This window comes from Acinetobacter sp. C15 (assembly GCF_013420645.1).
GTDB lineage: Bacteria > Pseudomonadota > Gammaproteobacteria > Pseudomonadales > Moraxellaceae > Acinetobacter > Acinetobacter indicus.
Genome location: NZ_VOXR01000043.1, coordinates 1 through 19,639, shown reverse-complemented (window position 1 = coordinate 19,639; position 19,639 = coordinate 1). Strand labels below are relative to the sequence as shown.

Annotated in this window: 17 protein-coding genes and 4 pseudogenes; 14 read left to right on the top strand and 7 right to left on the bottom strand. The window is 41.7% G+C overall.

Annotated elements, in window-relative coordinates:
- Window positions 1–192: 192 nt before the first annotated feature.
- Entirely contained in the window at window positions 193–606 is a 414-nt protein-coding gene (locus FTT63_RS15815) for a hypothetical protein (protein WP_227554645.1), read from the top strand.
- On the top strand, window positions 590–1,039 hold the full coding sequence (locus FTT63_RS15810; protein ID WP_227554646.1) for a hypothetical protein: 450 nt from the start codon (window positions 590–592) through the stop codon (window positions 1,037–1,039). Before FTT63_RS15815 ends, FTT63_RS15810 begins: the two co-directional genes overlap by 17 nt.
- Before the next feature lie 77 nt (window positions 1,040–1,116).
- Here the strand turns inward: FTT63_RS15810 and FTT63_RS12760 are convergent, their stop codons facing one another.
- Complete coding sequence (locus FTT63_RS12760) at window positions 1,117–1,851, bottom strand: Fic family protein (protein WP_075168122.1); 735 nt, start codon at window positions 1,849–1,851, stop codon at window positions 1,117–1,119.
- 353 nt (window positions 1,852–2,204) lie between these two features.
- A complete protein-coding gene (locus FTT63_RS12755; protein ID WP_168396798.1) occupies window positions 2,205–3,950 on the bottom strand; it encodes a hypothetical protein in 1,746 nt (581 codons plus the stop codon).
- 220 nt (window positions 3,951–4,170) lie between these two features.
- Between FTT63_RS12755 and FTT63_RS12750 the strand changes: the two are divergent.
- Window positions 4,171–4,683 (top strand): annotated as a pseudogene (locus tag FTT63_RS12750) (Fic family protein); the annotation flags it as partial.
- Window positions 4,684–5,305: 622 nt separating this feature from the next.
- Window positions 5,306–5,410: pseudogene (locus tag FTT63_RS15805) on the top strand (hypothetical protein); the annotation flags it as partial.
- Window positions 5,411–5,646: 236 nt separating this feature from the next.
- Here FTT63_RS15805 and FTT63_RS12745 read toward each other — a convergent pair.
- A pseudogene (locus FTT63_RS12745) lies at window positions 5,647–6,884 on the bottom strand (IS256 family transposase).
- A 190-nt stretch (window positions 6,885–7,074) separates the two neighbouring features.
- Between FTT63_RS12745 and FTT63_RS12740 the strand changes: the two are divergent.
- On the top strand, window positions 7,075–7,185 hold the full coding sequence (locus tag FTT63_RS12740) for a hypothetical protein (protein ID WP_005179737.1): 111 nt from the start codon (window positions 7,075–7,077) through the stop codon (window positions 7,183–7,185).
- Window positions 7,186–7,325: 140 nt separating this feature from the next.
- Here FTT63_RS12740 and tehB read toward each other — a convergent pair whose 3' ends face one another.
- A complete protein-coding gene (gene tehB / locus FTT63_RS12735; protein ID WP_180192389.1) occupies window positions 7,326–8,192 on the bottom strand; it encodes an SAM-dependent methyltransferase TehB in 867 nt (288 codons plus the stop codon).
- Between the two features lie 575 nt (window positions 8,193–8,767).
- Here tehB and pgaB point away from each other — a divergent pair.
- Genes pgaB through pgaD form a run of 3 tightly spaced genes read left to right on the top strand, consistent with a single transcriptional unit; the run spans window position 8,768 to window position 12,440 of the window.
- Entirely contained in the window at window positions 8,768–10,693 is a 1,926-nt protein-coding gene (gene pgaB / locus FTT63_RS12730) for a poly-beta-1,6-N-acetyl-D-glucosamine N-deacetylase PgaB (protein ID WP_227554683.1), read from the top strand.
- A gap of 17 nt (window positions 10,694–10,710) precedes the next feature.
- Window positions 10,711–11,970, top strand: coding sequence for a poly-beta-1,6-N-acetyl-D-glucosamine synthase (pgaC, locus tag FTT63_RS12725; protein ID WP_127798686.1), 1,260 nt, complete (start codon window positions 10,711–10,713; stop codon window positions 11,968–11,970).
- Window positions 11,971–12,002: 32 nt separating this feature from the next.
- Window positions 12,003–12,440 (top strand): poly-beta-1,6-N-acetyl-D-glucosamine biosynthesis protein PgaD, encoded by a 438-nt coding sequence (gene pgaD, locus FTT63_RS12720; protein WP_127798684.1) that lies wholly within the window; start codon window positions 12,003–12,005, stop codon window positions 12,438–12,440.
- 104 nt (window positions 12,441–12,544) lie between these two features.
- On the opposite strand, the gene FTT63_RS12715 is transcribed toward pgaD, so the two are convergent.
- A complete protein-coding gene (locus tag FTT63_RS12715) occupies window positions 12,545–12,742 on the bottom strand; it encodes a hypothetical protein (protein ID WP_127798682.1) in 198 nt (65 codons plus the stop codon).
- Between the two features lie 375 nt (window positions 12,743–13,117).
- Here FTT63_RS12715 and sbmA point away from each other — a divergent pair, with 375 nt between their 5' ends.
- From sbmA to FTT63_RS12700, 3 genes are all read left to right on the top strand, one after another.
- A complete protein-coding gene (gene sbmA, locus FTT63_RS12710; RefSeq protein ID WP_104472676.1) occupies window positions 13,118–14,314 on the top strand; it encodes a peptide antibiotic transporter SbmA in 1,197 nt (398 codons plus the stop codon).
- A 230-nt stretch (window positions 14,315–14,544) separates the two neighbouring features.
- Entirely contained in the window at window positions 14,545–15,510 is a 966-nt protein-coding gene (locus FTT63_RS12705) for a hypothetical protein (protein WP_180192387.1), read from the top strand.
- A gap of 136 nt (window positions 15,511–15,646) precedes the next feature.
- Window positions 15,647–16,141 (top strand): hypothetical protein, encoded by a 495-nt coding sequence (locus FTT63_RS12700; protein ID WP_180192386.1) that lies wholly within the window; start codon window positions 15,647–15,649, stop codon window positions 16,139–16,141.
- A 173-nt stretch (window positions 16,142–16,314) separates the two neighbouring features.
- Here FTT63_RS12700 and FTT63_RS12695 read toward each other — a convergent pair whose 3' ends face one another.
- Window positions 16,315–16,893 (bottom strand): DJ-1/PfpI family protein, encoded by a 579-nt coding sequence (locus FTT63_RS12695; RefSeq protein ID WP_180192385.1) that lies wholly within the window; start codon window positions 16,891–16,893, stop codon window positions 16,315–16,317.
- A 170-nt stretch (window positions 16,894–17,063) separates the two neighbouring features.
- Here FTT63_RS12695 and FTT63_RS12690 point away from each other — a divergent pair.
- Window positions 17,064–17,309: pseudogene (locus FTT63_RS12690) on the top strand (hypothetical protein); the annotation flags it as partial.
- 566 nt (window positions 17,310–17,875) lie between these two features.
- On the opposite strand, the gene FTT63_RS15800 reads toward FTT63_RS12690, so the two are convergent.
- Window positions 17,876–18,166 carry a hypothetical protein gene (locus FTT63_RS15800; RefSeq protein ID WP_228278752.1) on the bottom strand — a complete coding sequence of 97 codons (291 nt, stop codon included), beginning with the start codon at window positions 18,164–18,166 and terminating at the stop codon, window positions 17,876–17,878.
- 108 nt (window positions 18,167–18,274) lie between these two features.
- On the opposite strand from FTT63_RS15800, the gene FTT63_RS12680 reads away from it, so the two are divergent.
- Both FTT63_RS12680 and FTT63_RS12675 read left to right on the top strand, forming a co-directional pair.
- The gene (locus FTT63_RS12680; RefSeq protein ID WP_104513528.1) at window positions 18,275–18,544 is read left to right on the top strand and encodes a hypothetical protein; all 270 of its coding nucleotides are present in this window, start codon (window positions 18,275–18,277) and stop codon (window positions 18,542–18,544) included.
- Window positions 18,545–18,546: 2 nt separating this feature from the next.
- A complete protein-coding gene (locus FTT63_RS12675) occupies window positions 18,547–19,512 on the top strand; it encodes an LPO_1073/Vpar_1526 family protein (protein WP_163141349.1) in 966 nt (321 codons plus the stop codon).
- The last annotated feature ends 127 nt before the right edge of the window (window positions 19,513–19,639 follow it).

Here is a 19,639-nt window from a genome sequence, read left to right as displayed (position 1 = left end):
GAAATTCATGCACGTGTAGCAGTCCTCAACAGATTTACGGAATTAGGTCGACCACTTACCCAAGTTACGCCTTAAATTTGGCTCAATTAGGGGCGCTTTGCATTTCAAATCTTTGTGCAACAAAGCCATTTCGCAATCATATTTAGTGGTCAAGGACTTCAGAACTTAGCGCATGTGCATGAGCTCCGAAGCATGGCGAAAGAACTGCAAGTAGTAGATGAATTAAAACTGTATTTGCCGAAGCTATTTTGTTCAGATTTGACCGAAGTTGATCTGTATCCGAATGAGTTCGCGCAGCCTTTTATTTTTGCTTTGCAATGGTGTCGTTGGCAAAAGTTAAAACCTGAGATTGAGGACCTTATGAGCTTCTCAGGTAATTCACTCGGAGAGTTAAGTGCACTCATTTGTGCAACGCAGATAAGTTTGGAACAAGGCTTGTATTTAGCCCAGCAGCGTGCCTCGTTGATGTCTTCAGCTGCCCAGGACGCAAGTGGCTTAATGGCTGTCCAGGGAATTAATTTCAATACGCTTCAAGAGTTGTTGACAGAAACGTCAACCGCACTTTCTATTAAACTGAGTGATAGTAGTTTTGTCGTGGGGGGCTGATACGAATTTACAGCAGCTGGCTCAGCAACTCGAATTGCGAGGAACACGTTTTGTTAAACGGTTGAATGTTACCATTGCATCGCATACCGTATGGATGGATGCTGCAGTACAGCCGTATCAGCAGGTTTTACAGCAACAAGACTTTGCTCATTTATGCACGGCCATGATCAGCGGTTCGGGTGGACATAAGTTTTTTAAGACCACAGATGCAGTTAATGCGCTGATTCACCAAATGAATCATGCTATTGACTGGGATGCCTGTTTAACAGTAATACAAGAAAACCAGCCTGATGTAGTGTTAGAAATTGGGCCGGGCAGTGCCTTGAGTAAAATGCTATTAGAACGCAATCCAAATTGTCTCGTGCGTGCAGTGGATGATTTTAAAAGTTGGTCTGGGTTCCAGGTATGGTTAGACAAACAGTCCAGGATGTAATTTAGAAAATGTGAAGATTAATTATGGATAGGTCTTTGTCTTGCAAATATATTTGAAATATTTATTTGGCCAAATCCTTAATTTAAATTCAAAATTACTTGATAGGGTTTAAATCCTTCGATTACTGCATCCGAAACCAATTGAATAAAAGCTTCGGTCTTCCCATATGCCATCCACTGATCCAAAGCCTCATAGTAAGCCAAGCGATTTTCTACAGTGATAACACAAGGCGGATAGCCAGCTTTTAATAATTCAAGATTCATCAATAGACGTGATGTACGCCCATTGCCATCAATGAATGGATGAATGCCAACAAAATCAGCATGTACTTTGGCTGCACGTTCAATTGGATGCAGCTTATGCGCTTCACTATTATACCAGTCTACTAATTGAGTCATCTTGTCATTTAATAATGTGTAATCAGGTGGGGTAGACGTAGCACCTGATATCAGAACGTTTTGCTGACGATAACGTCCAGCATTATCATCATCAATATTCTTTAAGATAAGCTGATGGATATTACGAATTTGCCACTCAGAAAAAGGCTCCTCTTTCCGAATGATATCTTCAACATAGTAAATTGCATTTCTATGGTTGATCGCTTCGAAGTGTTCTCTTAATGCCTTTCCACCAACAGTAATACCTTCGAGTACTACTTTTGTTTCTAGCAGGGTGAGGGTATTACCTTCAATTGCATTGGAATGATAGGTCCAGCGGACAATAAGATCTTCTTGTAAATTTTTGACAATTGACGGAGAGAGAGGGCGATGTTGATCTAATTTTTTCTTTAAATCATCAATAGTTTCAAACATAACCTTATCCCTGAATTTGTCTTAGTCGATCATACATGAAAAAAGAAAGATCAGAAATGTAGTGATATATCATTACATTTTGTATTGATTGTAAATGGTTACATGTGTCTAGAATTTTGGTGGCTATTCAGGGTGGACTGCTCAATGGTCTTATGAATGAGTTAATAGAACAGTATTTAAAGACTCATGTGCTAGAAGGTGAATATAATCAAGAAGAATTAGAAAAATTCTTGGAAATATTAAAAAAAGTATAGTTAATTTTTTTTCTAATTCCTTATACATTATTGAGAAAAATCTATTGATTGGATAACCACTAACTTTGTTAGCTACTCAGGTTGCTAATTGAACAGGCTCTAAGTCTTCTGTGAAATTCCCCAGCTTTTCGCAGACAGCATAAATTCATAGTTTAAAGCCAAGAGCATGCTCTGCATATTGAAGCTATTACGCTCTTCAGGCAGTTGTAACAGCAGCGGTAAACGTGTCACCCCATTTTCACCATTGGCAAAGGCATAATGGCGCATTTTGGAGTCCACCGGAATTAAATTTTTTGCTTCTAAATACATACTTACCTGAGTGGTCTGTTTTTGAAGAGCAATAATTCTGAGATAGCAACGATCTCGAACATCAATAATATTCTGTTTTAATTCATTGATCTTAAATTCATGATTTTCAGGCTTTTTAAAGAGCCGTTTAATGAAACTGGCATTTTGTTTATTTTGCGTTTCGCGTTCTAATTGGCGTATGTGTTGTTGGATCTGACGAGTTTGCTCAATCGCATCATTGAGCAATTCTCTCATTTCCTGAGTGGGTGCTGAAACCTCTCGCACATGTTGCTGATAGTGAAACTCATCATGAAAGAGCACAAAAATTTGTGCTCGTCGCTGTTCCAATAATTTTAAATATGCAATTAACCGATATTTAAACAGGCGTGCATGGGGATTAAACTGCAGAATCGGCTCCTGCGATAAAATTTCAAGTTGATGTAGAAATTCATTGATTAATCTTAAAATATTTAAATAACAAAACTCTAATTCATCAGTATGTTGAACGCTGTTTTTTAATCCTTTTAGGAAAGGTTCGAGAATATTTAAGGATAAATCTTTCTCTAAAATTTCTAGATGTTCTTTGACCAAATGCTCGATGGAAAAACTTTGGATATTTAAGATTTCTTTCAAACTCGGGATGAGCCGTTGATGGTTATACTCGTGTAGCGATTCAACTAGCTCTACAATATGTGGATTCATTTGGCTCTGAATGCCAATAATTCGGGTCATGAGCTGTTTGAAATTTTCAAAATAATTTGGTTGATTAAGCTGTTGCGGATCCAGAACCAAACCACTGATATAGAACCGGTCCTCTTTACCAAAGCTTTCTTCGGTTAAAAAGCGGCGAATTGAATAAGCGGAAATTAAACTGTCATAAGAGCTGCTCAGGACAAAATAATATTGAAAGGTTTTGATAATTTCAAAATCACGCACCTGTTGTTCACTAATAAAATAATCCTGAAAAATGGTCAGTTCCTGATCGGCATATTCACTCGGTAAAATATGGGCAAACCAGCTTCCCAAAATTTCACTTTTCATGAAGACTTCAAAGATAAAGGTACGGACTTGCTCAATATTCAAGTGACGGTGATTTTCAGAAACAGAAAAATTTAATTCTCGAATGATGAGGGCTGTATCATACAGAAATGCTTTTTTGATCAGTTGTTGTGCTTGAATGTCTTTTGGATTGTCCAAATCGATTTGATTGATCTCACGAACAATAGTTTCTAAGTAATCGGCAATCTGGAAGTCAGTTTGATAGCTTTGTAGATAGCTAAAGGTTGTATTAATTCTGTGCGCAAGTTGTAGTAACTCGGAATTTTGCGTGTTGAGCTGAAGTTCTTTGAGGCTGATATGGCCTTTAAACTCAAAAGTTTGGTTCAGGTAATTCCACGATATATTTTTTGCTTTTAGATACTGGTCTTCTATTTTTTGATGTAGTGCTTGTGGTGTCTTAGATAGAATAGAATCCAGTTGTTGCTGCCAATGTTTATCAAGAATAGGGTCGATTTGTTTTAACTGTACCCTAAGATGATAAGGAATATATGTCTGCATGGAGATCTAAAACCATTGTAGTGAATTCAAACTTTTAATGAGAAAAAGCTATGTGATTTATATCATAAAAACAAATATAAGTTAGCCCTATTGCATGAAAATACTCTGTGTAAGTTGTATATTTTGTTAGCCAGAGTGGGCTGAAACCATGTTGCGGTGAAAATGTTTTGGACTATAAATTTGATTGAATGTCCAAGATGAATGGAGAAGGCTACAACTTGAGCATTCATTAATTCAGAGTTCGGTATTTCATTATGAGTTTGAGTTTATACACCCATTTGCTGATGACAATGGGCGGATGGGGCGTTTATGGCAAACTTTAATCTTAAGCCAGTGGAATCCAATTTTTCTCAACATCCCTGTAGAAAGCTTGATTTATCAAAACCAAAAAGCTTATTACGATGCATTGCAAGCGAGCACAGATCGTTCAGATTCTGCACCTTTTATTGAGTTTATTTTGCAGATGATTCTAGATGCAATACTTAGTTCTGATGCCAGCGATCAAGATACCGCTCAAGCTAGCGTACAAGTTAGCGATCAAGTTAAACGTCTCATCCAGAATATGGAGCAGAAAGAATATAGCTTAACTGAGCTTATGGCTCTATTGGACTTGTCCCATCGAGCCACATTCCAAAAAAATTATTTAACTCCAGCATTAGAAGCAGGTGTGATTGAACGTACCCTTCCTGATAAGCCTAAGAGTCCTAAGCAAAAGTACAAATTAAAAAATTGAACTGTACTGAAGTTGATGTGATTATTAATATCATAATGAGCTAATTGACATGTTATAACATTACAATTATTTTTAGGTGTAATTTGCTGCTATAATGCCATACGCCACTTCAAATCCTGAATTCGGATTTGAACAAGATTTTAAAGTGATTCAATGCACTAAATCTAATTTGGGTCAAAATTGGGTCAATGAATTTTTTTATTCAATAAAAGAGCTTTAAAATGAATGAGTTAGGTTTTGAGTTCAATTGACGCCACCTCCACCAGAATTTATTTTATAAATCAGCCACTTATGTAAGTGGCTTTTTTATTTGCCACATTTTTGCCACATTTTTATTTCAACAAGTAGAAATATCAGTGGCCTTATGCTGTGTGTGCCACGCTTAATTTTGCAATTTCTTGCTTGTTCTTATCCCCATGCAGCGGCTACTGGTATACATTTGCCAAAGAAAATTCACGTCAATATTTTAAACAGGGAGATATCTTTCCTGATTTTAAAAGTGATTGGGGGATTGTATTCTGGCAGTTTGATGGTGAAGAATAATAGAATGTACGACCGCTCTTTTAAGAGGAGATTTTTATTTCTTATTAATTTGATTTAAAAAAACAATAAATTAGACCGTCATGAAAAATGTAAAGGACTAGATAAACCAAAGTGTACACGGACAGTGACTGCATACGATATTAAGTTAGAGTTTGTTTTACCTAATGAGGTGTTGGAGCGATAAGATAATGTTCATATCGGTGAATGATCAATAAATAGATTGGCAAAAATGATTGAGCTTGGACATAAAAGATACAAGTTTGTTTAGAGATAAAAAGCATAATAGAAGATTACAATCGACATATAAGCCCTATAAATTGAATCCGCGTACCATGCTTTTATAAAGCAGAATAAAAATTGCAACTCTATTTTAGAGTGATGGAGCCTGTAAATAATTTTGTGTAATTGCTTTTCATCAATTTAAAGGTGATTGCTTAAGCGGTCACCGAATTCAATAATAAAGCGGCTCATGGCTAAACGCCAGTCGCGAATCGCGCATATTCCACTTTTTAGATGCTGCATCAATTGCCAGGTAAATCACTTTACGTACAGAATCATCCGTTGGAAAGACTTTACGTTTTTGATCGCTTGGCGTATTACGCTGTTTAATGACTCGATTGCGTTGGTAGTGTAGATGGCTTTGCGTATCTCGGCTGGATAAGCAAAGAAGGTATTCAGATTCTCCCAGTGCGTACGCCAGCTTTTGCTGATCTGTGGGTACTTGTCATCCCATGTTTGGGCAAATTGATCCAGGGCCATCAAGGCTGCCTCTTCAGTGGGTGATTGATAAACGGCTTTTAAATCCTGAGTGACCGCCTTGTAATCTTTCCATGACACGTATTTCAAGCTGTTGCGCAGCATGTGGATAATGCACAGCTGGATATGGGTTTGCGGGTATACGCTGTTAATGGCATCAGGAAAGCCTTTTAGTCCTGAGAAGCACTGCTTCGCAAGGCAGGCGATCAGAATATCCTGCAACCCTCGGTTTTTAAGCTCAGTCAGGACATTCAGCCAGAACTTGGCACCTTCATTCTCAGCCATCCACATGCCGAGCAGTTCTTTGTGTCCATCAAGATTAATGCCTAAGGCAAGGAATACAGCCTTGTTGATAACACTGCCATTATGACGGACTTTAACTACAATACAGTCCATATAAACGATGGGATAGATCACATCCAGCGGACGGTTTTGCCATTCAGCAACCTGCTCATTGACGGCATCCTCACAGCAGTGCTGTTCGCCTTGGAAATGAGCGTTGGAGATACATCGGCATCGTACATTTCCTTGAAGGTAGCAACGATTTCACGGGTGGTCATGCCTTTGGCATAAAGGGATAGAATCTGGCTATCCATTTGCGTGATACGGGTCTGATTTTTCTTAATCAACTGAGGTTCGAAAGTGCCATCACGATCACGTGGTGTGGTGATCTCAATCTCCCCATCATCGCTAAGTACAGTCTTACTAGAATAACCATTGCGTGAATTTGAGCCAGATTTACGGGCATTTTTTTCATGTCCGAGATGTTCGGTAAGTTCGGCATTAAGAGCCGTTTCAACAGTGAGTTTGGTCAACAATCGGGTGAATTGGTTGAGATCGTCTTCTGTTTTGATTCCTTTAGTAAATTCTGCTGCAAGGTCTTTTAGTTGTTGTTCGTTCATCATATTGCCTGACTCCGTTGTGAATATGAACATAGCAAATTCAGGCAATTACACAATTTAATTTACAGTCTCGAGTGATGAGTAATTGCACTTCTGGATTTTTTTAGTCAGCACGATAAACTCCAATTTCTCTTTAAAAATCCTCAAATTGGGGTAAGATGTGACAACAGATTCTACCGTTGAGATCACAATGAGCTTTTTAAAAAAGAAAAATAGCGCGAGTTTTGTCTTCTTTATTATTACGCTGTACTCATTGATTGGTTTTGGTCTAGGCTATGTGATCTGGGAATATCTGCTGTAACGTTTTCTTAGTCGCTTTATCCAATAATTATTGAATCATCAGCAAGTTATTAAACTTGCTGACTATCACTGTTTTTTATTCTTTCTCTAAAGCCGACCCATCATCCAGATGATCAGCTTTTATATGTAAGGATAAATTTTTTACGCTGTTTTCTGTGCCAATAATGTCGCAAAGCGCTGTTGAATACGCTTGCCCTGTTCATTGACACGGTGCAGTTCACCCACATTTTCATTGTATTTCAGCAAAGTCCAGCCTTCATAATAAGCTTTTAACTCACCGGCTTTGAAGCTAAAAGGGAAGTCCGGTTGAATCGGATAATCTTCACTATCCATCGCGCAAACAATCAGGTTAAGGCCACCAGCTTTGGTGGCCTGCTGCATCTGCTGAATCAAAGTCGGGATGGTGTCGGGTTGTAAAAACATCATCACCACCGTGCAATACACAAAATCGTATTGGCCCTGAATCTGTGGATTAATATTTAAATCCCGCAGTGCGGTGTGAATGTTCTGAATCTGTTCCTGCTGAATCATCTCGTTCAGGCGCTCCAGACTTTGGGCATTGACATCCCAGGCATCGACCTGAAAACCGTGCTGACTTAAAAACAGCGCATTACGACCACTGCCACAGCCAACATCCAGCGCCGTGTTGCCCTGTAAAGATGGCTGTGCGGCCAGAATTTCTGAATGGGTCGGGGTCAGTTTATATTTTTTGGCAAAGTAGTCATTGGCTGTGCAATAAAAGCTGAGCTGACATTCGACATCGGCACTGGCCGAAACAATCTTGTGCCACACTTGCGGCTCAAGCATGGGCGGTTGCTGTTCCGGGCTAAACAGATGTTCAGACAACAGCGTGCCTGCTTCATCGAGCAAGGCAAAATGCAATTCACCTTTTAAAACCTTCAGTTGGGCCCAAGTGCCGGCTTTGGTATTGTGCTGGCGTAAAAAGCCAGGCGGGATAGTGTCTTGTGTCCAGATCGGTAGCTGTTTATAGCATACGAGCGTTTGCATCTTTTCTCCATGTGCACTTGGGGTAAATGTCATTAAACCCTAAGCCTGCACAATATGCCAGAGAAGGAAGGGGAAAGGGCATGATTTCATCGGCCCACTTCCAATTATCTAGATGACTCAATCCATACTATTTTAGCGGTGAATCTTCAGCTCAAAATGATCTCCACATTTCCATTTTTGCAGATGTATTAGCGTTTTGAAAAATACTTCAGTATCAAATGGTGAGAATTTAAAATTGAAAACCAGATCACATTTTGGGCTTATAAAAGCGTCTACCCTTTAGAAAATTATCAACTGACCCGTTGGCGGGTGGCTAAAAAATAAGTAAAACTAAGTGAGTGATATAAAATCATAAATATTTTATTGCTTTATTTTGAAAGCAAGGGCAAAAAGAAAAAAACGGGATTAATTAACAAATGTATACACAAATAATAATAAAATAATGGTTGAATCTGCGCAATTGCTCGAATGTAGCATCGTATCTTCTTGTCTGTACCATGAATTCCGCGCGCCTTATGTCTCCTCTATTTCAGTTTATTAAAGCGGTCCAGATTTTTGTTTTCTTTCTTTGTAGTATGCTCATGGGTTGGGCACAGGCGGGAAATGAAATGAAAAACTTGACGATCCTTGCCTACCACGAAGTCACTTCTGAACCACAACCGTTAATGCCTGAATATGCGATTGAGCCTAAACAATTGCAGCAGCATCTGGACTGGCTGGTACAAAATGGCTTTCAGTTTATTGGCAGTCAGCAACTGTTAGAGGCGCAGCAACACAACAAGGCGCTACCGGAAAAATCAGTCTTGCTCAGTTTTGATGATGGCTATCAAAGTTTTTATCAGCATGTCTATCCTGTTTTAAAACAGCGGAATATTCCGGCCGTGTTGTCGGTGGTTGGGCGCTGGTTAGAACGAGCAGAACAGCAACAGGTTAATTTTGGCGGGCAACTGGTGTCACGCCAGCATTTTTTAAGCTGGGCACAGTTAAAAGAATTACAGGCCAGCGGTCTGGTGGAAATTGCCAGCCACAGTTATGACCTGCATAAAGGCATTGTGGCCAATCCGCAGGGCAATGAATTGCCAGCCACCGTAGCACGTGCCTATTTTCCGCAGCAGCAGCGTTATGAAGATGACAACGCTTATCAGAAACGTATTCAGCAGGACTTAAAAGCCAATCAGCGCCTATTGCAAAAACATGGCTTGAAAGCGCCAAAAATTATGGTTTGGCCCTATGGTCGCTATAACTTGCATACGGTAAAAATTGCCGAAAAACTGAAGATGCCAATCAGCCTGACGCTGGATGATGCCGAGAATCAACCTGTAAACAGTTTTTCCAGATTGCCGCGAATCCTGATTCAAAAACACATGGATGCAGCGCTGCTGGCCAAAGAAATCCAGAAACATCAGCAGCAGCGCACGGACAATGATCGTCCGCAAAAGATCATGCATGTCGATATCGACTATATTTATGATCCGGACCCGCAGCAGCAGGAACGTAATTTAGGCTTATTGCTGGACCGGATTCAACAGATTGGCGTTAATACCGTATATTTACAGGCATTTTCTGATCCGGATGGCAATGGCTCGGCCGATCTGGTCTATTTCCCGAACCGTTATATTCCAATGCGTGCCGACCTGTTTAACCGTGTGGCCTGGCAAATCCAGACCCGGACTCAGGTACGTCGTGTCTATGCCTGGATGCCGGTATTTGCCTGGGAATTACCGGTCTCGAATCCGGTGGCCCAAGATCTGGTGCAAACCGAGCAGCCGCATAGCGGTAAGCATCTGAACATGGGCTATCACCGTTTAAGCCCATTTTCGCCGCGCGCCCGCAACACCATTAAAGGCATTTATGAAGATCTGGCCAAATCGGCGCAGTTCAACGGTATTATTTTCCATGATGATGCCACCTTGTCCGATTATGAAGATGCCAGCAGCTGGGCTAAAAAGGCCTATCAGCAGCAGGGCTTAGCCACCGATCTGGCACAACTGCGTGCTGATGATGCCGCCTTACAGAAATGGACAGCTTATAAAGTCAAAGTAATTGATGATTTTGCCATGGAGCTGGCCGAGACCGTGCGGCAGTATCAGCCTTATTTGCAGACCTCGCGTAACCTGTATGCGCAGGTGGCGCTGTCGGCCTATTCAGAAAACTGGTATGCCCAGTCGCTGGAACAGTCGCTAAACCGTTATGACTTCACCGCGATTATGGCCATGCCATATATGGAACAGGTCGATGATCCGGCGCAGTTTTATCAGCAGCTATTGAGTCGGGTGCAGCAGTATCCGCAAGGGCTGCGTAAAACGGTGTTTGAATTGCAGGCCGTCGACTGGCGTAATGGCAATAAAATTCCCTCTGTGGAAATTGCGGAAACAATTCAAACACTCTATCAGGCCGGTGTGAAGCACATTGCCTATTATCCGGATGATCCAATCCAGAATCATCCCGATCCGACTGTGCTGCGTCAAGCTTTCCAGCCTCAGCCAATATCAGCACCGTAACCGGCTAGAGAACAACCATGTTGCAAGAACTCTGGCAATCGGTGCTGAACTTTGTGTTTTATTATCCGCTGTTCATGTCCTATTTATGGATGATGGGGGCGCTGATTTTCTATGTCAAAGAACGCAAAGATCCGGTCTTTACCCAGCCACCGGTTTTACAGGAATATCCTTTGGTGGCGGTGCTCATTCCGTGTTTTAACGAAGGCGATAATGCCGAGGAAACCATCACCCAGGCACTGGCATTAAAGTATCCCAACTTTGAAGTCATCGCGATTAATGATGGCAGCTCGGACAATACTGGCGAGGTACTGAACCGTCTGGCGGCCCAGCATCCACGGTTAAGGGTGGTGCATCTGGCAGAAAATCAGGGCAAGGCCATGGGCCTGCAAGCCGGCAGTCTGGTTACCGATGCCGAATACCTGCTTGGAATTGATGGCGATGCCTTGCTCGATCCGCATGCCGCCAGCTGGATGCTGCGCCATTTCCAGCGTGATCCGGCGGTGGCCGCCGTTACGGGCAATCCGCGAATTCGCAATCGCTCGACCTTATTGGGCCGGGTCCAGGTCGGAGAATTCTCCTCGATTATTGGCATGATTAAACGTGCCCAGCGCACCTATGGCCGTATTTTTACTGTTTCAGGGGCGATTACCGCCTTTCGTAAAAGCGCGGTGCACCAGGTCGGTTACTGGTCGCATGACATGCTGACCGAAGATATTGATATTTCCTGGAAGCTACAGCGTGCCGGCTGGAAAATTGAATTTGAACCGAATGCGCTGGTGTGGGTATTAATGCCGGAAACCCTGCAAGGCTTATGGAAACAGCGTTTGCGCTGGGCCATGGGCGGTGCGCAGGTGTTAAATAAAAATATTGATGTAATTTTTAAGCCAAAGCTGAACTATTTGTGGCCGCTGATTCTGGAAATGATGCTGACTCTGGTCTGGTCATATCTGCTGCTGTTGCTGTGTCTGCTCTGGATATTAAGTTTCTGCCTGCCTATTTTACCGTTGCCGGAACTGCAATCGCCGTTTTTACCGCAAGGGGTGGGTATTGTGCTGGGCGCGACCTGTTTGTTCCAGTTTATGGTCAGCAAATGGATGGACAGCCGCTATGAAAAAAATCTGGCCAGAAACTATTTCTGGATGATCTGGTATCCGTTCATGTTCTGGCTGATTACCGTATCGGCCAGTATTGTGGCGTTTCCGAAAATGCTGCTGCGTGGGGAAGGGAAACGTGCACGCTGGATCAGTCCCGATCGTGGAATTAAACGTGACAGCTAACTGTCGCGATGTGATGTGTTGAGAGTAAAGTTGTGAAAGCCAATACTTTAATTATTGATTATCGCTATGAATTGCCGTGGCAAAAGCGTTATGCCTCGAACGTGTGTACCGCCGGCTTATGGCTGACCTGGGGCCTGTTGTGGCAGCCAGTTTTAAGCAGTCTGGGCTTGCTGGATTTGGAACGGGATGCACTGATTCAGCAAGTGGCCCAGTTGATGCTAAGTATTCTGCAAAATGGTTTTAGTGCGCTAGTGGCTTGTGGCTTGAGTTTATGGCTGTGGACCAACTATATTCCGGCGCACTCCATCCAGACCATGCAACCGGCACCGCTAAACCAGTTTGCCGAGCATTTTCAGCTGGAACCGGTCATGTTAACGCAATCCCGTCAGGCTAAAATTGTCACGGTCTATCATGATCAGGAGGGTAAGATTGTCGATTTACAGGCACATTCCCAGCACGTTGCCTCTTAAAGGTCGGCTGGAATTCGGCTGCTCTGGTTTTATATCTGCAAAAAAAAAACAGGCAGCCTGAAAAGCTGCCTGAATGGAGATAAGAATCGCGCTTGGAATGAGGACTAAAGCTTGCGCCAGACCTTGTGTTCATCTTGAAATGAAATGGTGAAATTAAATTCCGTGCCGGCCGTGACCAGATAAGCTGTTGGCGTGGTCATCAGGACTTTTAAGATAGTGCCTGTCTCAAAATGGATAGGTGGGCAGTTCTCTTTCTCAAGTACCAGAGGCTGAATAAGTTCAACAGCTTTAACTTCCATCATGATTTCCCTCAAAAATGTATTATGTATCACATATTTATCTTAGCATTGTCTGGTCGGGAATATGTGTTTTATTCGTCAGATTATAAATAAGTAATTGATATTTTAAAAAATAAAGTTAAATTTTTAGTCTAAAAATTGGTATTTTAAGCTCTTGATTTTTCATTATTTTACTGAAAATAGTCAGGGTGATTTTCGGGGTTTTATATCGCTTTAAATACCGGTTAGTGGAAAAATCGGTACTGAAAAGTACATGCGCTGTCGAGGAAATCTTGTATATTGCTCATGTTGAAGTCATCGCGTGGCGCATTGCACGCTGCAATGTTATAAAAGCTGCTTTTCAACGTCTTGAAAAGAATAAAGGAAATAGAACACTGCATGTTTAAGTCATTTTTTCCACATCCGAAATGGTTTTTTAGTTCGCTGTTACTCTGGTTCGTTCTTAATCTGGTGCTGTGGTATTCTGGTGGACAAGGCTGGGGCACCATCATCGGTTTGCCTGAAGGCTATCATGAAGCAGAACTCCCGATTGGGGTCAGCCGTTTCTGGTCACCGGCATTTCTCTGGTTCTATCTCTGGTATTTTCTGGCCACAGCCATTTTTGCAATTTTCTGGCGGATTCAATCGGATAATCCCTGGCAGCGCTGGTCAGTGTGGGGCTCATCTTTCATTCTGTTTAATATCTGGTTCTGGGTGCAGGTGAGCGTGGTCATTAACGCCTGGTACAGCCCGTTTTATGACCTGATCCAGCAAATGCTGAGTAATGGCGGCGGTGATGTGAATAACCTGTATGCCGAGATCATGACCTTTTTGTATGTGGCAATTGTGGCGGTCACGGTTTCGGTATTTAACCTGTTCTTTGTCAGCCACTATGTATTCCGCTGGCGAACGGCAATGAACAATTATTACACCGCCTACTGGGACCGGTTACGTCATATTGAAGGGGCATCGCAGCGTATTCAGGAAGATACCATGCGCTTTGCCCGTACCACCGAAGGTCTGGGCGTCAGTCTGATTGAAGCACTCATTACCCTGATTGCCTTTTTACCGGTTTTGGTAACGCTATCGAGCCATGTGAAAACCCTGCCAATTCTGGGCGAAATTCCTTATGCGCTGGTGTGGGCGGCAATTGGTTGGGCGGTGTTTGGTACCGTACTGCTGATGGTGGTCGGTTATAAACTGCCGGGACTAGAATTTAATAACCAGAAGGTGGAAGCGGCTTATCGTAAAGAGCTGGTCTATGGTGAAGATCATGCCGAGCGTGCCGATCCGCTGACTTTAAAAGAGCTGTTTAGCAAGGTTCGTCTGAATTATTTCCGCCTGTATTTCCATTATGCCTATTTTAACCTGGTACGAATCTGGTACATGCAGCTGGACAATATTTACGGTCTGTTTGTGCTGTTCCCAAGTATTGCTGCGGGAGCGATTACCCTTGGCCTGATGATGCAGATTGGTAACGTGTTCGGTAAGGTACGTGAATCGTTCCAGTATTTAATTGCCTCCTGGCCAACCATTATTGAACTGCTGTCGATTTATAAACGTTTAAAAGCCTTTGAATCGACCCTGGATGATTAAGTCATTCCCAACTGACCCGCTGTTAAGGCGGGTTTTTTAATGATCGGATGAAAGTGTTAAGGCGTTCAGGTTTCGCTGTTAAAACTCTGGATATTTTGCATTTATCAGATGATAGTGCGGGGCAGTAGTAATAAATAAACGAGAAATATCAAGTAAAATCAAGCGACTAGATTTGTTATTTGCGCCTATTTGAGCTATGTTTTGAGTGGGGAAAAATAGAGAATAAAGACGTGAATGTCAAAACCTTCATGATGTTAGCTGGGGTCGGTGTCGTCTTTTCGGGCTGTGTCAGTGTAGAAAGTTTTAGTCCAGATGCCTTGAAGCACTTTGCTTCGTCACAAGAGCTGATTGCGAAAAAAAATCTGAATCAGGCCAATGGTTCAGCCAAAGCCTATGTGTATGACTGGGGACCGCAGCGTAAAGAGCTGGCGGCAGAATCGCTGATTCCGCGCAAATATATGGGCAGCTATTGTCAGTCGCAGCAAGGCCATTTAAAACTGGCCTATAAAAGTACGATGTCGATGCTGAAAAACAGTTGGTCCAAAAAACTGTTGGCGACTTATCGTGATGTTAATCAGGGCATTGGTGCCTATCGCTGTGTCAGAAAAAATGGCCCGGACTGGATTGTTTCAATTGAGCCGGTCAGCGAGCGTAAACGCGATGGCCAGGGTGAAGTCCGCATTGTGCATTTACTTACTCAAGTCATGACGGAAGATGAAGCACGGCGTTTTTATCGTTCGGCATCTTCCAGCAGCAAGAAGGCTAATACGAATACCAATCGGAATAATAAAAACACTAAAGCTGTTGCCAAAGAGCCCGAACCAAAAGAAACACCGGAACTTCCAGCCGAGAAAACCCCGGCACCCGTAAAAGCGGCGCCTGTGGTGGCTGCGACCCCACAACAGCAGCAGATGAAATATTATGTCGCTGCACGCCGTGATTTAAACAGCGGCCGCAATGAGTTAAATGCCTGTAACAGCGCACAGCGGGCCTATAATTATGGCCGGTTGCAGGGCACCAATGCGCGGAATGTCTATGCTGAATCGGGGATTTTGCTGGCGCGTTGCTTAAGCGCTGTGGCGAGTTTTAGTAACCGTTTTTCCCAGCCCAAAGCCCGGGCCAAACGGATTTTGCAGGAGCTGGCCAACCAGCATAATCATGCCGGTGCCAAGCGTATGCTCAGGCAAATGAAATAGTCAGTATAAGTAACAAGGAGAAGCACATCACTTCTCCTTTTTTTATGCGCGTTACACAGTTATAACAGGTGAGATTGCTGCTTGCATGCTACAAATAGGCTATTTCTGGTATGAGCCGATATTAGTGAGGTATAGCATGATGCAGTTGAGTCTAAAGCAGCTACGAGGATGGAGTCTAGCGTTTGCGCTCTTGGGTTGCTCACAAGTGAGTACGGCTGGTCCGGCCGTTGATCAGCTGAGTGACTGTCTGGTGAAGTCGACCACGGCAACCGATAAAACCGCGGTCTTGCAGTGGACCTTTGTGGCGCTATCTGCACATCCGGATTTGAAACACTTGAGTCAGGTGACGCCAGAACAAAAACAGGCTTTAGATCAAAAGCTGGCAACCGTTTTGCAGCGGATACTGGTAGAGCAATGTTCTGCGCAGGCCAAAGCAGTGATTCAAGCTGAAGGTATACAAGCGGTTGGAGACAGTTTTCAGGAACTTGGACAGATTACGGGTGAGGAAATTTTAAAGAACCCTGAAGTGAAAGGGCAGTTGCAAGGCGTACTGCGTTATGTGGATTTGAATAAATTGGTCACGACTTTTTTAACCCCAGAGATTTGGAATAAGTTGGGTGTAACGAGGTAGTTCGGCCTTTGAAGATTATGAATAGTGAGAGCGATTTATAAACTGAATCGAAAGCATTAATTTTATAAAAAAAGCCATTAAAAAAGCTCCTTGAATCAAAGGAGCTTTTTTTATTTTTGAATCTAAAGGCTGATAGGTCATCTCATAAAAGATTCACTTGAGGAACAACACAATTAAATCGTCACAGTCGCCCCTAAAGCTTGAATAAACTGTGCCATCCAAGCAGGGTGTGCAGGCCAAGCCGGCGCTGTGATCAAGTGTCCATCAGTTACAGCTTCAGTTACTTCAATGTCTGCGTAAGTTCCGCTTGCAAGTTTCACCTCGGCTGCACAGGCAGGGTAAGCGGAACAAGTACGACCTTTGAGTACATCGGCTGCCGCAAGAATTTGTGCACCATGACAAACTGCTGCAATTGGTTTTTTCGCAGCATCAAACTCACGCACAATCTCAAGGATACGTTCATTCATGCGTAAATATTCGGGCGCACGTCCACCGGGAATGACTAAACCGACATAGTCCGCAGTGTGTACCGCTTCAAAGTTGTAGTTGATGGCAAAGTTATGACCGCGTTTTTCACTATAGGTTTGCTCGCCTTCAAAGTCATGAATAGCTGTAGCGATGCTTTCACCTTCATTTTTATCGGGGCAGACCGCATGTACGGTATAACCGAGACCTGTTAAAAACTGAAAAGGCACCATGGTTTCATAGTCTTCAGCATAGTCACCAACGAGCATTAAAATTTGTTTTGACATCTTTAAACCCTCTTTATTGTTTGTAGATATTTATGTTCAATTTTGATCTAAAATAGCACAGTTCAGATGTTATCTTTAAGTGGTGGTTTGCTGTCTTTAGTCGTAAAGGTTTTTTGTTTGAAATGGAATACAGGAAGCAAGTAGCTACTAGATAAAACGTGGTGTAGGCGTTACAGCGAATTCTGGTTGAGCAATATTCAGCACAGACCAAAGCCGTGATTCAGACTGAAGGAATACAGGCGGTCGGCAGTAGTTTTCAGGAGCTGGGACAAATTACCGGTGAAGAAATTTTAAAGACGCCTGAAATTAAAAGTCAGCTGAATGGTGTGCTACGTTATCTGGATTTAAACAAGTTGATGATGACCTTTTTGACGCCTGATGTGTGGAATAAGTTGGGGGTGATTCGGGGGCAGTGATGCGGGTTTTGTCTTCTCGCGTATACTTCGTTTTAAAATTTACCTCTCCCTAACCCCCACTAGTGCGTTAAAACTTGCTCAGGAGAGGGAAGCTTTTAATAATCCTCTCCCTAACCCTCTCCTTTCTTGCGCTTCATTTTAAAGCAGTGCTTTAAAATTTGCTCAGGAGAGGGAACTACGCGGTTCTAATGGATTACGTGACAAAGTCTCCCTTTTTAAAAGGTGAGAAGCGAAGCTCGCAAGGAGGACTATTAAATAAGATCAGGATAAAACTTCTCAAATTCCGGATTCACCGCTTCATCACGCACTAAATAGCCTTTAGGCTGAATATAACTATAAATTCCCGTGCAGGTTGTTCATGCCAATCAATATTAAATGCACAGAGTTTTGGGAAAAATTGTAAATGGCTATAGTTCAAGTTGTTATGGATCCAATACGCCAATTGTTGCCATTTGCTTTGGTCTTTTTCATACAACTCTAAAAATGATGGAATCACGATGCACGCCGTTGCGCCATAGCCTTTTTCATCAGGATAGTCCCAAATGTGGCTGGCAAAGTTCTTCTCGTTACTTGCGCAGTTTATGTCCTTTTTCATTGCCTAATTGATTCACGCTTGGTGAGCGATACGCAGAACGAATGGCGATACGTCCAAACTTGTCTTGCAGTGGTTCGAGCAGTTGTTGGCAGAGCTCTGTACCTGTGTAGATGGCTTTTTCAGGATGGTCGGGGAAGTTGGGTACACCGTACCAATTGGCGATTTCGCTATAGAGGAAATCACGCATAAAAAAGGATTTTGAGATTTGGATACGTCCTAAGTCTTCGAGTTTGGCAATGGAGGATACTTTTTTGATGGTCATTATTTAATATATAGGTGAAAATTGATATTTGGAGTTTAATAAATTTTATGTACTCATCAAAAGTTTTTGATATAACTTAATTTTACTTAAAAAAATAAAGGAAATTGTTTGAAAATTTCATATCTGTTAGTTGCTATTGTCTGGGTTTTGACAGTAGGCAGTGCAATTTATTTTAAAATTGATTGGTTTGGCTACGATTACAACACATGGGCTATTATATTTTCAGCTCTACATGGCTTGTTAGCAACTGTGATTACATTGTTTGGAAATAATTCAGGAGTGAGAAACTCAGCGAAAGCTTCTAACGGCTCAACAGTAATTCAAGCAGGAGGAAATATTAAAATTAAGGATAAAGTAAAAAGTAAGGGTGGGAAGTAGTGATGTTTGAGAAAGATAAGATGGAGGCAGAAGCTTCAGATAATAGTCGTATTCTACAAGCTCGTGGAGATATAACTGTTTATGAAGGAACTCGGATGGTTGAGATTATGGAGGCTATAGATTATCAAATTGATCGCCGAGTACCTCAACTAATTTTACAACACGCACCAAAAATTTTTGAAGAACAAAACAAAATTGTTAATCATGAAGTTTCTGAATTCAAGAATGACATTAATAGAAAGCTGACAGAAGTACTAGATAAAGTTAATACTGATGATTCGAAAGCCATTGAGCGATTTTTGAAAAAAGCTACAGATTCTAACTTTCAATATCTCTTAAATAGTAGTGTAGAAACTATCGTTAGGCATAAAGATAAAGCACCAAAAGAGTTATTGACTAATTTATTAATAAGCAAAATTGATGAAGAAAATGACGATGATAATTATGTAATTGATGAAATGATAGAATCATTAAAATTTCTTTCCAAAAATCATATTAACTTTATTTCATTTGCACATTTAATCCGTTCAATTAATCTTAATAAAGACGTATTACAGCAATATCAGGAAATTGATAGCCGAGTTGATATAGGTGATGAGGAAAAAGAAAATTTAAAAAGGGTTTATTCTGATGTAATGAAAAAAGGATATCAGCGAGTTTTAAATTATTTTATTAGTCAAAATCCTAAAGAAATTAATGTTGAATATCTTGAATCTAAAGGATATTTTTCAGGTGATTTAAAGAGCTACATAGAATCTACATCTAAAATAATTTTAAGTAAATTGAATATTCAGACAAGTAGTGATGGCGAGTCTAAAACAGTACTTAAAGAAAACTTACCGGAGCTAGATATACTAATTAATTTATACGGTTTTGATGATATTAATAAAATTTCTCCTGTCACTCAAAAAGCAATTATATTGGCTAATCAGAATTTCCAGATTCTGCATGAGAAAAAAGCTTTTTAAGAGAGCGTTCAAAATTCTGTGTCAGCCGAATTGGCTAGAGTTTAATTATATCATCGAGCCTGCCTTCAAAGTAAATCGATAACTGTGTGATGGTTTGCCCCCAGTTTGTCACCGGCATTGTCCATTT

What these genes read in the sequence shown, in the direction of transcription:
- FTT63_RS15815 (WP_227554645.1), top strand. Translation starts at nt 193, where the DNA reads ATGGCGAAAGAACTGCAAGTAGTAGATGAATTAAAACTGTATTTGCCG.
- FTT63_RS12760 (WP_075168122.1), bottom strand. Translation starts at nt 1,851, where the DNA reads ATGTTTGAAACTATTGATGATTTAAAGAAAAAATTAGATCAACATCGC.
- FTT63_RS12755 (WP_168396798.1), bottom strand. Translation starts at nt 3,950, where the DNA reads ATGCAGACATATATTCCTTATCATCTTAGGGTACAGTTAAAACAAATC.
- FTT63_RS12740 (WP_005179737.1), top strand. Translation starts at nt 7,075, where the DNA reads ATGAGCTTTTTAAAAAAGAAAAATAGCGCGAGTTTTGTCTTCTTTATT.
- tehB (WP_180192389.1), bottom strand. Translation starts at nt 8,192, where the DNA reads ATGCAAACGCTCGTATGCTATAAACAGCTACCGATCTGGACACAAGAC.
- pgaB (WP_227554683.1), top strand. Translation starts at nt 8,768, where the DNA reads ATGCTCATGGGTTGGGCACAGGCGGGAAATGAAATGAAAAACTTGACG.
- pgaC (WP_127798686.1), top strand. Translation starts at nt 10,711, where the DNA reads ATGTTGCAAGAACTCTGGCAATCGGTGCTGAACTTTGTGTTTTATTAT.
- FTT63_RS12715 (WP_127798682.1), bottom strand. Translation starts at nt 12,742, where the DNA reads ATGATGGAAGTTAAAGCTGTTGAACTTATTCAGCCTCTGGTACTTGAG.
- sbmA (WP_104472676.1), top strand. Translation starts at nt 13,118, where the DNA reads ATGTTTAAGTCATTTTTTCCACATCCGAAATGGTTTTTTAGTTCGCTG.
- FTT63_RS12700 (WP_180192386.1), top strand. Translation starts at nt 15,647, where the DNA reads ATGATGCAGTTGAGTCTAAAGCAGCTACGAGGATGGAGTCTAGCGTTT.
- FTT63_RS12695 (WP_180192385.1), bottom strand. Translation starts at nt 16,893, where the DNA reads ATGTCAAAACAAATTTTAATGCTCGTTGGTGACTATGCTGAAGACTAT.
- FTT63_RS15800 (WP_228278752.1), bottom strand. Translation starts at nt 18,166, where the DNA reads ATGACCATCAAAAAAGTATCCTCCATTGCCAAACTCGAAGACTTAGGA.
- FTT63_RS12675 (WP_163141349.1), top strand. Translation starts at nt 18,547, where the DNA reads ATGTTTGAGAAAGATAAGATGGAGGCAGAAGCTTCAGATAATAGTCGT.